The sequence below is a fragment of the Ewingella sp. AOP8-B2-18 genome (assembly GCF_052376015.1).
Lineage (GTDB): Bacteria > Pseudomonadota > Gammaproteobacteria > Enterobacterales > Enterobacteriaceae > Ewingella > Ewingella allii.
In genome coordinates this window covers 1-10,140 of sequence record NZ_JBQSVB010000026.1, presented here as the reverse complement: position 1 = coordinate 10,140, position 10,140 = coordinate 1, and the positions used below count along the sequence as shown (strand labels likewise).

Genomic DNA, 10,140 nt, shown 5'->3' with positions numbered 1-10,140 from the left:
ACGTTCAGATGTGGTGAGTCTACCATCACCAGTGCTGGCATCGTGCTCATAATGACGCAGCTAGATACACAAAGTCTCCGGGGTACAGCCTATCTTCGGTGCGATGGAGCTGAGAGCAGCCTATTGTGAGTCGTATTCGTCCCGACTATCCAGAACCATATGAACGGCCCGCTGACGGACATCGAGGGAAAAACGCGTATTTTTAGTCATCCTGTTTACCTCTCTCAAGGAGTTTAGTCTCCAGGATTACCGGGGCGGTTCAGATCTTATTTTCAAAAAAAACGACAAAAGTAAAATTAAGAGTAGCTCTCACCAGTAAGTAGCGTTGGCCGTAAAAGCACTTTCATTTACACGAAAAATGCCATATAAATATGGCAGTTACATCCATGTAAACCATTAGTAATAAATAGAATTACCACCTTATTTAGGCCGACGCTCGGCCTTTTTTTTATGCTATTACCGCTCGAATCTTGGACAATTCCCCCCACGCATCCAGCCTTTTCCACCAGTTCGAGTAAAAAACGATTTTATGCCTATCCGAACGCTTTCATTACAGCGCTCGGAAACCGCTAACTGAGCAACAGAGACCGACTGCTGTCCCAGGGTATCCGTGCACGACCATAAACGTGAATTAAATCCCGCCACCGACGCCTTTGAATTTTTCAATGAATGCTCCGATTTTCTGAAATACGGTCTGTTTCTTGGTTTTGTACTGCGGATTTAGCGGGCTGAGTTTGGGGAGCGTCGCGTTAAGCTCAGTTCCGTTTTCCGTCGCATACTCGCGCTTCAGCGAGGTACGGATGTAACGCCTGGCGGCCTCTTCATTAAGGTTCTCCTCTTTTATCAGCTCATCCGCTTCACGTTGCTGTTCCCGCTGAGCGAAGGTAAAGAACGCATCAATGATACCGGCCTTATCCGGCATGTCATCGAGGTTGGTCTGCTGGATAAAATCAACGACCAACTCCTCCTTGGCGCGGTTACCCAGGCTGGAGCGGATAAGCCGTCGCACCTCTTCAGTCAGGGCCGCTTTGCCCTTGTTCTGCTTGTTATGCTCGAATATCAGGCCAAGGATATAGTCCAGATTAATTTCCTGTGACTTCAGCAAATCAATCTCAAACACCACGTCCTCCCAGTCGGTCATGGACTTGTCCTTGTCCCCGGCGGCTTTCTCGCGGCGCTGCCAGTCGCGGATATCGTTGTACACCGAGCGATAGTCCTGCACTTTGCGCTCTGCCGGCAGGCGAATGGTCTGAAGTTCAGCGAGTTTTTCATCATCCAGATAATGCGCGGCCTTGAAGGCCTCTACCGCTGCAGCGTCATTGGTATCGACCTGCTGCAGGGCTTTCAGGCTGGCAAACTCATCGTAGTTTTGCAGGATGTTTTCGGCACGCAGGTATTCGCCAAACAGTTTCACAAAAGCTTTTTTCTCTTTCTCGCTGTCAATGTCAGCCGGGTCTGGGAACTGTTGCTCCAGTGCGGTAACGATATCCATAAAGCCGCGTCTGGCCTCGCCGGTTATCACATCCTTAAAGCCGTCCATATATTCGGTATAGCTTTTTTCGAGAACGACGTTTTTGGTGTTCTTATCACCGAACAGCGTGATGGCATCAATGGTTGCGCGTTCAAGATTGCGGAACGTGACGATATTACCAAAGGTCTTGGTGGCGTCATAAATACGGTTAGTGCGCGAGAAGGCCTGCATCAGTCCGTGATAGCGCAGGTTTTTATCGACAAACAGGGTATTCAGCGTCGGGGCGTCAAAGCCGGTCAAGAACATGCCCACCACGATAAGGAGATCAATGTCCTGATTTTTCACGCGCTGCGCCAAATCACGGTAGTAGTTCTGAAAACCGTTGCTGTCGGTGCTGAAGTTCGTTTTGAAGTGGCCGTTGTAGTCGTCTATTGCCGCATCCAGAAACTCCTTCGCGCTGCTGTTCATGGCGCTGACATCAAAGCTCTCATCGGTAATGTCTCCGACTGCACTCTGTTCCTCATTGGCCGCAAAAGAGAAGATGGTGGCCACTCTCAGCGGCTTAGGAGTGTCGCTGTCCAAGGAGGCGTCGTGCTGTAGCTGTTTAAAGGCGTTATAATAGGCTTTAGCGGCATCCACGCTGCTGACCGCAAACATGGCGTTAAAGCCTTTTGCGCCGGGGAAGATGCGGTGCGTTTTTTGACGAAAGTGGGTCAGGATATAGCGGGTGATTTCCTCAAGACGGCGCGGGTGTAAAAATGCCTGCTGGCTTTCAGCTCCGCAGAGTTTCTTCTCGTCGGTTTCGGTTTCCAGTGCCTTGAAATGCGGCCGGACATCGTTGTAGTCCACCTTGAACTTCAGGACCTTTTCATCCCGAATGGCGTCGGTGATCACGTAAGAATGCAGCTCGCGACCGAACACGCTGGCCGTGGTTTCTGCACCCAATGCGTTTTGCGGGAAAATGGGCGTGCCGGTGAAACCAAACTGATAAAAGCGTTTGAATTTTTTGTTCAGGTTTTTCTGCGCTTCGCCGAACTGGCTGCGGTGGCACTCGTCAAAGATAAACACCACCTGCTGGCGGTACACAGGCAGGTTAGCTTCCCCTTTCATCAGGTTGTTAAGCTTCTGAATAGTAGTGACGATGATTTTATTGTCATTTTTCTCCAGGTTGCGCTTCAGACCGGCGGTGTTATCCGAGCCGTTGACGCTGTCCGGTGAGAAGCGCTGGTACTCCTTCATGGTTTGGTAATCGAGGTCTTTACGGTCAACCACGAAGAACACCTTGTCGATAAAGTCCAACTCGGTGGCAAGCCGCGCGGCCTTGAAGCTGGTCAGGGTTTTGCCTGAACCCGTGGTATGCCAGATAAACCCGCCCGCCTCCGGCCTTGACCAGCCTTTTGCGGCAAAAGCGCTGTTGATTTTCCATAAAATGCGCTCCGTCGCCGCAATCTGATAGGGCCGCATGACCAGGAGCGTCTGGCTGCTGTCAAACACGCTGTAGTCAAACAGGATATTAAGCAGGGCATGTTTCTGGAAAAAGGTCGCGCTAAAGTCTTTGAGGTCTTTTATCAGCGTGTTATCGGACTTCGCCCAGTTCATGGTGAAGTCGAAGCTGTTTTTATCCCGCTTGGTGGTATTGGCAAAGTAGCGGGTGTCGGTGCCGTTGGAAATGACAAACAGCTGCAGGTATTTGAACAGGGAGGTGTCACTGTTAAAGCTTTCTTTGCTGTAGCGGTGTATCTGGTTAAAGGCTTCACGAATGGCCACGCCGCGCTTTTTTAATTCGACCTGTACCAGCGGCAGTCCATTAACCAGTATCGTCACATCATAGCGATTGGCGTGCGTGCCAGCCTGCTCAAACTGCTGGGTAACCTGCATCTTGTTGCGCACCAGATTCTTTTTATCAATCAGGTAAATGTTTTCCAGTTGCCCGTTATCAAACGTAAAATCACAAATGTAGTCGATATGGATTTTACGGGTTTTGTCGAGGCTGCTGTCACTCGGACTGTCCAGATACTGTTCACAGAAGCGCCGCCACTCCCCGTCGTTAAACGCCACACCATTGAGGACCTGAAGCTGCGTCCGCACGTTGTCCAACATTACCTGCTGCGAGGGCAGCGAGACAAACTCATAGCCCTGATTGCGCAGGTCCTGAATCAGTTCGCGCTCCAGGTCCGATTCGCTCTGGTAGCTCTCAGCGGCTTCCCAGGCTTTGGTATATTTATCCAGGACAATAAAGTTATTGGTCTCGGCGACGGTGTATGTCTGTTGGGTCATAGCGCATCCTATGTGCCAGTGGGGCAAAACCGGCAGAAAAGCATACAACGTTACCGGCGCGGAAAAGTGGTTATCGATAATCCCGGTCAGAAACAGAACGCTGAGCGGGCAGTTGCTTCAGGTTTGTCAGTTAGCGGCGCCTGCAGGTTTGGGAAGCTGAACAACAGGTCACGATAGTACTCGTACTGCTGCTGACGTAGTGCGATTTCGCGGGGCAGGCCTTCCTCGATGGAATTGGTGAGGGTATCGAATTTATCTAGTATACTCACTATGCTTTTTTGTTCATCAAATGCAGGTACAGGAATTCGGTATTTTAATATTGCATCTTTATCTCCACGAGGCATCTTGGCCCCCCTGGCATGCTGCATGTTATATTCAAAAAAACTATCATCAGCTAAAACTTGATATAAATATCGTGAAAAAACCGAACCATCACAACAACGAATAACCAGTACATCGCCATTTGTGCCACCAATACAGTCAGACTGCCAAATTTTCTTCAAATATGGGCGAATATTCCCAATTAATATATCTTCATCAAGGAACTCTGTAAGATTACCAGATGTCGGCACATAATTAGACTGTGTTTTTCCTGCGCGGTTTTGTAGAAGATTATCAACACCCACATAGTTTGTTTTATCAAGTTTATCAAAACCAATACGAGTTTTAGAATACTTGGCAACCTCCCCCAAGGTCTTCCACTGAACCTCTCCTTCTTCAAAACTCAGCAACTGGTCGCGATAGTAGTTGTACTGTTTTTTACGTGCGTTAAGCTCAGCGTTAAGCTCAGCGGTAAGGGCAGTAAATGTATCCAGAATCCGGACGATTTCAGACTGAATGGCAAGGGACTTTTCTGGGTTGGAAGGGCAAGGAATTGGGACTAATCTTTTCTCAATTGCGGCTTTGCTTATGTGCATCATCGTGGAGCCTGTACTATGTGCATCTTTTAGTGCTTTAGTATCCCACTGCAACAGATAATACAGGAATTGCTTGCAAACAAGATTGAAGTCCGGAACTACTTTCCAGATATGATAATGATAAATAGATTTTCCATTTTCCCAAATTCTAGGACCAAAGGATGCAGACCAAGCGTATAAAAGGTCACCATTATCACAATACTTATCTGGGTCTAACTCTAAATCCGAGTAATACCAATTCTGATTGGTAAAGAAATTACCAACCCTTAAGACAGGATATTTTCCTTTAGATAGCAATTCTTCCTGTTTATAAGCACGGCCATTTATAAATCTGCAAACCTCAGCTAATGGTTTCCATTCAACCTTGGCACCATCCAGCAGTTTTTCCAGATAACTCAACTCGCTCATGCCTGCGCCTCATTGCCTTCAATTTCGGCCACAATGGCATCGATGTCTTTGCGTAATTGGTCGATTTTGCTGACCGTGGCTTTCAGTTCGGCATTTAGCTCGATGATATCAACAATTTCACGCGTATCTTTGGCTTGGACATAGCTACTGACGGACAGGTTGTAGTTATTGGCGGCAACGGCCTCAAGTGGCGCGGATTTCGCCAGATGGTCGATATCAGCCTTGCTGTCGAACACCTGCATAATCTGCCCAATATGCGCATCAGTCAGGATGTTGTTGTTGGTCTCTTTTTTGAACAGCCCGCTGGCATCAATAAACTGCACATCGGTGTCGGTTTTATGTTTTGACAGCACCAGAATATTCACCGCGATGGTGGTGCCAAAGAACAGGTTAGCCGCAAGGGAAATCACGGTTTCAACATAGTTATTATCAACCAGATACTGACGAATTTTTTGCTCAGCACCACCCCGGTAAAAAATGCCAGGGAAGCAGACAATGGCCGCGCGGCCTTTGGCTGACAGGTAGTTCAGGGCATGCAGCACAAACGCAAAGTCGGCTTTCGATTTCGGGGCCAGCACGCCGGCCGGTGCAAAGCGCTCATCGTTAATCAGCGTCGGGTCATCGCTGCCAATCCATTTCACCGAATACGGTGGATTTGAGACGATGGCATCAAAGGGCTTATCGTCCTTGAAGTGTGGGTCAGTCAGGGTGTTACCCAGCATAATATTAAACTTATCGTAGTTAATGTTGTGCAGGAACATATTCATACGGGCCAGGTTGAAGGTCGTATGATTAATCTCCTGACCAAAAAAGCCTTCTTCGATGATATGGTTATCGAAATGCTTCTTCGCCTGCAGCAAGAGTGAACCCGAGCCTGCCGCTGGGTCGTAGATTTTATTAACCTGGTTTTGCCCATGCATTGCCAGTTGCGCAATCAGCTTAGAGACGTGCTGCGGGGTAAAGAACTCGCCACCTGATTTGCCGGCATTCGCCGCATAATTGGAAATCAGAAACTCATAGGCATCGCCAAACAGGTCAATCTGGTGAGCATCGAAATCGCCCAATTTCAAGCCTTCCACACCTTTCAGGACGGAAGCCAGGCGGCTGTTCTTGTCTTTAACGGTGTTTCCCAGGCGATTACTGGTGGTATCAAAGTCAGCAAACAGACCTTTGATATCGACCTCAGACGGATAGCCGTATGCCGAGCTTTCAATCGCCACAAAGATACTGTTTAGATCGGCATTGAGTCGGTCGTTGGTGTTGGCTTTCGCGGCGACATTGCAGAACAGATGGCTCGGGTAAATGAAATAGCCCTTGGTTTTGATGGCATCGTCTTTAATGTCATCCGTAATGACGCTGTCATCAAGTGATGAATAGATAATGCTTTCTTCACCGGCTTCAATGTAGCTGGAGAAGTTTTCGCTGATAAAGCGATAGAAGAGCGCGCCAAGGACGTACTGTTTGAAATCCCACCCATCGACCGAACCTCGTACATCGTTGGCGATTGCCCATATTTGGCGGTGTAACTCTGCGCGCTGCTGAAGACTTGTCATTATTTATCCTGTTATTGGGCGCTTAGCTTCTGTTATTTAGGCGATTTTATCTTAAGTTCACCGCCGCTGCTCTTAAAATGACAAAGGAACGAGTATCCAAACTACCCCCAACAAGGGCTAGATGGTCCATGCTTCGTCAGGAAGGTTGTAGCCAGTTATGATTGATATGATTTAAAAACAAATATTTACTATATCTCAGGTGATTAAGGGGCACAGCCTAGAACCAACTATTAGTGGAATGAATCCGTGTTATCCAATGGTAGTCTTTCGGCCAGAGAGAGAGAGTCAACCTGGTATGGCTGTGTGGCAGAATAAGGAAGAACCGCCGCAACGCCGCCGTTTCATTACAATCAGGTTCTTCGGCGCAGCCCCCATCATGGCGGTGCTACCGTTTTAGGGGACGTAACGTGGCGATTATTCTGAGATCCATTCTCGGTTTTCCTTTTTCATAACGCCATTCATTCTTCATCTTACTGATGACTTTGCGCTCAACTTCTTGAGTAGCTGTCGATTCAAGGATTTGCATATTCTGTACCCGTCCATCTTCATCAACATCAAATTTGATACGCATAGAATTCGGTAGAAGTTTTTCATCCTTTTCGTGAGTTGTGGCCACCGTATCAGCCGAAGAAACGCGATCTGAGGGTATAACATGACCATTCGGTTCTACTTTTCCCTTTGACGCACAGGCTATCAGCAGCAATGAGATAAATACGAGCCTAGTCTTCCGTATCATCCATGCTTTCTCCGTATTGTATTCATATCCATCGATAATAAAGGGAATAAAGGGAATAAAGGGGCGGTATGGATCTATGCGAGATACTTACACTGGAGATATGTCATCATCTTTGTTATTGATTGCGCGCAAAGCATCATAAAGCGCTGTTTTACCAATTTTTAGTCGTCCAGCCGCCTCCCGGACACTCAATCCTTGTGCCATCAAACTCCGCGCCTTTTGCAAACTTTCTGTCGTTACGACGGGCTTACGTCCACCCTTTCGTCCCCTGGCAGCTGCAGCAGAAAGACCCGCCTTAGTTCGTTCGCGAATGAGATCACGCTCAAACTCTGCCAGTGCTGCAAATATTCCAAAGACCAGCTTACCCGGAGCAGTTGTGGTATCGATGGCCGCACCTTGTCCCGTTAGTACTTTGAGGCCAACACCGCGACCGGCCAGTTCTTGCACCGTATTAACCAGGTGAGCCATAGAACGACCTAACCGATCCAGTTTCCACACGACGAGAATGTCTCCTTCGCGTAGATAGGCCAACGCAGCATCCAGTCCAGGACGTTCGCTTTTCGAACCACTGATGACATCATCAAAAATTCTTTCACAACCCGCCGACCGCAGAGCGTCATTTTGCAAATCGATATGCTGATTGTCTGTTGAAACCCGGGCGTATCCGATCAATGCCATAATTTTCGCTCAAAATGTCCGTTAACTTGTCCATAAATCATATTGTCCGTTTACTCATAAAACAAGCCTGTTTACGGACGATTTATGGTATTCCGTTTAACGACCGTTTTGCGGACAATGTTTATTAACAAAATTATCTGACTAAGGGGGAAATCTCGGTGAGTGCTAAAACAGTGCGCCTTTAAAGCTTAAAACCGTTGCCCCCGCAAAATCTCCGGCTATCTCTGAAATCTGATCTTTGTTGCAGAACATACACTTATATAACTATTTGGTATCAATTAATGGTTATAAATAAATAAATGGCATATAAGATATATTATCAAAAATATCATTTAATTGGTGACACGGTTACTTATAGAAGCTATAAAACCGTGGCACCATTAGTTTTTTTATACATAATCGAGGAATTTCAAATGAACATTAAGTCGGCCGTTGAAAGGTCAAAACGTAAACGTGCATTATCAAGAAATGCCGGAATTAACGACAAGCGTGTGTCTCTTCGAACCGATGAAGATGCCCGTGAACTGGATGAGCTATTACAAAAGCAACTCACCCGATTCGTCAAAGTACACTTGTCCGGTGCGGATGAAATGAATGCGTTTTCTCCCCAGGTCCGGGAAGCGTTGGAGCAAGTTTTACTTCTGCAGGGCTCGCCGGAATACATCACTCCTCATGGTGCTTTCAGTACCTTTCTGACCACCCTGCTAGAAAATGGCATGACATCTGAAGTGGCACCTGCCGTCGCCATTTATACCGAGGTCTACCCAAGCAGCCTGGATTATGTGCTGAAATCTCTTCCGGCCAAAGCCATCAACAATCTCTGCAGAACGGCCAATAGCCAAGACGTGATTAAATGGACAGAAGAAAATCCGGGCTGGCAGGAGAGGCTCATTTACAGCGTCAAAGACGGTACCTTTGCTGCCTTTCTCCGGCAGGTCCGCGAGTCTATCGGAGCAGCGAACATTAACTACCGCTTTCTGATGATGCTTGAACATCTCTGCCAAGATGCTGGAGAGTTATCAGAAGAGATCCAGCAACAGGCGAAGGACATCCTGGCTCAGGCACCAGAAACTCTGGTTCTCTCCCCCCGTGAGTGGAATGAAAACTGCAATAATCTGCGTAGGTTTATTCTCTTTTTCATGATGATTGATCTTCAGAACCGTTACGGTGATAGGCAATCCTCGGATACCACCTTTATGATTCCCTTCTACAACCGCCTGCGTGAAGAACATGGGGTGGCGAATTCCCAGGTGATCTCATTTCATCCTGAGCACCCTCTCGCAAAAGATTACAAGTATGGGGTCTGTATTGGTTGGCGATATGACAGCTGGGAGCAGTTTTTTTACCAGATTGCCCATGAAGCAGTCCATCTCCTGAATCCCAAAGTTTGGCCCACTGGCACGCTCAGAACCTGTGCCCTCGATGAGGGAATGGCCGTCCGCTACGCCGAGGAAATGCTGGAGAAATATCTGCCCTACGTGAGTCGAGCTTTCGTGGATAGCCCTGTCGGTGCGAATACACCCTACAATTACGCCTGGCGGGCTGCCTGTAAACTGCCGGATACGGTATTGCGTCAAATACGCGACGAATTTGGCAGCTTTGGTGAAATAGGCGATGCGGCACGCTTTGCGGAGATGACATCGCAGTGGTTGACGCCGGAAGAAGCTGGCCTGCTAAGCGGGAATTTCTGTTACCGCTAACGTAACAGCGCCTGTTCTCTGCCGCTGCCCTATTCAGGGAGTTAGAGCAGGTGCAGGTTCTGACGCTGGAAGACTGGGTCAGTTTGAATAGACCCGGGTTTCGTAGACACTTTTTTGCCTCATAATGGAGGCTCAATGAAGGAGTGTTTATGTCAGCCAAAAATTTCACTGAAGAATTCAAAATTGAAGCCGTAAAACAGATTAACGAGCAGGGATACCCTGTTTCTGAGGTTGCGGCACGACTCGGTGTTTCTACCAACAGCCTTTACGCGTGGATTAAGCGTTACCAAAAACCTGAACCACAGCGAAAGCAGGACGATGCCCTTCAGCACGAAGTAAAGCGCCTCAGGCAAGAACTTAAGCGGGTGACTGAAGAGCGAGATATTTTAAAAAAGGCCGC

Annotated in this window: 7 protein-coding genes and 1 pseudogene; 2 read left to right on the top strand and 6 right to left on the bottom strand. The window is 47.8% G+C overall.

Features of this window, described 5'->3' with window-relative positions; all coding sequences use genetic code 11:
• The 6 genes and pseudogenes from ACT3RR_RS22510 to ACT3RR_RS22485 form a co-directional block, all read right to left on the bottom strand.
• Nucleotides 1–210, bottom strand: a pseudogene (locus tag ACT3RR_RS22510) (IS3 family transposase); the annotation flags it as partial.
• Nucleotides 211–631: 421 nt separating this feature from the next.
• A complete protein-coding gene (locus tag ACT3RR_RS22505) occupies nt 632–3,748 on the bottom strand; it encodes an HsdR family type I site-specific deoxyribonuclease (RefSeq protein ID WP_353504282.1) in 3,117 nt (1,038 codons plus the stop codon).
• An 86-nt stretch (nt 3,749–3,834) separates the two neighbouring features.
• Nucleotides 3,835–5,073: a restriction endonuclease subunit S gene (locus ACT3RR_RS22500; RefSeq protein ID WP_353504283.1), complete on the bottom strand. Its 1,239-nt coding sequence runs from the start codon at nt 5,071–5,073 to the stop codon at nt 3,835–3,837.
• On the bottom strand, nt 5,070–6,626 hold the full coding sequence (locus ACT3RR_RS22495; protein ID WP_353504284.1) for a type I restriction-modification system subunit M: 1,557 nt from the start codon (nt 6,624–6,626) through the stop codon (nt 5,070–5,072). Before ACT3RR_RS22495 ends, ACT3RR_RS22500 begins: the two co-directional genes overlap by 4 nt.
• 385 nt (nt 6,627–7,011) lie before the next feature.
• Nucleotides 7,012–7,362, bottom strand: a complete 351-nt coding sequence (locus ACT3RR_RS22490) for a TonB family protein (RefSeq protein ID WP_353504285.1) — start codon at nt 7,360–7,362, stop codon at nt 7,012–7,014.
• A gap of 87 nt (nt 7,363–7,449) precedes the next feature.
• On the bottom strand, nt 7,450–8,040 hold the full coding sequence (locus ACT3RR_RS22485) for a recombinase family protein (RefSeq protein ID WP_353504286.1): 591 nt from the start codon (nt 8,038–8,040) through the stop codon (nt 7,450–7,452).
• Between the two features lie 413 nt (nt 8,041–8,453).
• On the opposite strand from ACT3RR_RS22485, the gene ACT3RR_RS22480 reads away from it, so the two are divergent.
• Complete coding sequence (locus ACT3RR_RS22480; protein ID WP_353504287.1) at nt 8,454–9,740, top strand: hypothetical protein; 1,287 nt, start codon at nt 8,454–8,456, stop codon at nt 9,738–9,740.
• A 149-nt stretch (nt 9,741–9,889) separates the two neighbouring features.
• Nucleotides 9,890–10,140, top strand: a 251-nt coding sequence (locus ACT3RR_RS22475) for a transposase (RefSeq protein WP_496201138.1), incomplete at its 3' end; no start/stop codon positions are given.

Excerpts from the sequence above, each read along its gene's own strand:
- ACT3RR_RS22505 (WP_353504282.1), bottom strand. The coding sequence starts at position 3,748 with ATGACCCAACAGACATACACCGTCGCCGAGACCAATAACTTTATTGTC.
- ACT3RR_RS22500 (WP_353504283.1), bottom strand. The coding sequence starts at position 5,073 with ATGAGCGAGTTGAGTTATCTGGAAAAACTGCTGGATGGTGCCAAGGTT.
- ACT3RR_RS22495 (WP_353504284.1), bottom strand. The coding sequence starts at position 6,626 with ATGACAAGTCTTCAGCAGCGCGCAGAGTTACACCGCCAAATATGGGCA.
- ACT3RR_RS22490 (WP_353504285.1), bottom strand. The coding sequence starts at position 7,362 with ATGATACGGAAGACTAGGCTCGTATTTATCTCATTGCTGCTGATAGCC.
- ACT3RR_RS22485 (WP_353504286.1), bottom strand. The coding sequence starts at position 8,040 with ATGGCATTGATCGGATACGCCCGGGTTTCAACAGACAATCAGCATATC.
- ACT3RR_RS22480 (WP_353504287.1), top strand. The coding sequence starts at position 8,454 with ATGAACATTAAGTCGGCCGTTGAAAGGTCAAAACGTAAACGTGCATTA.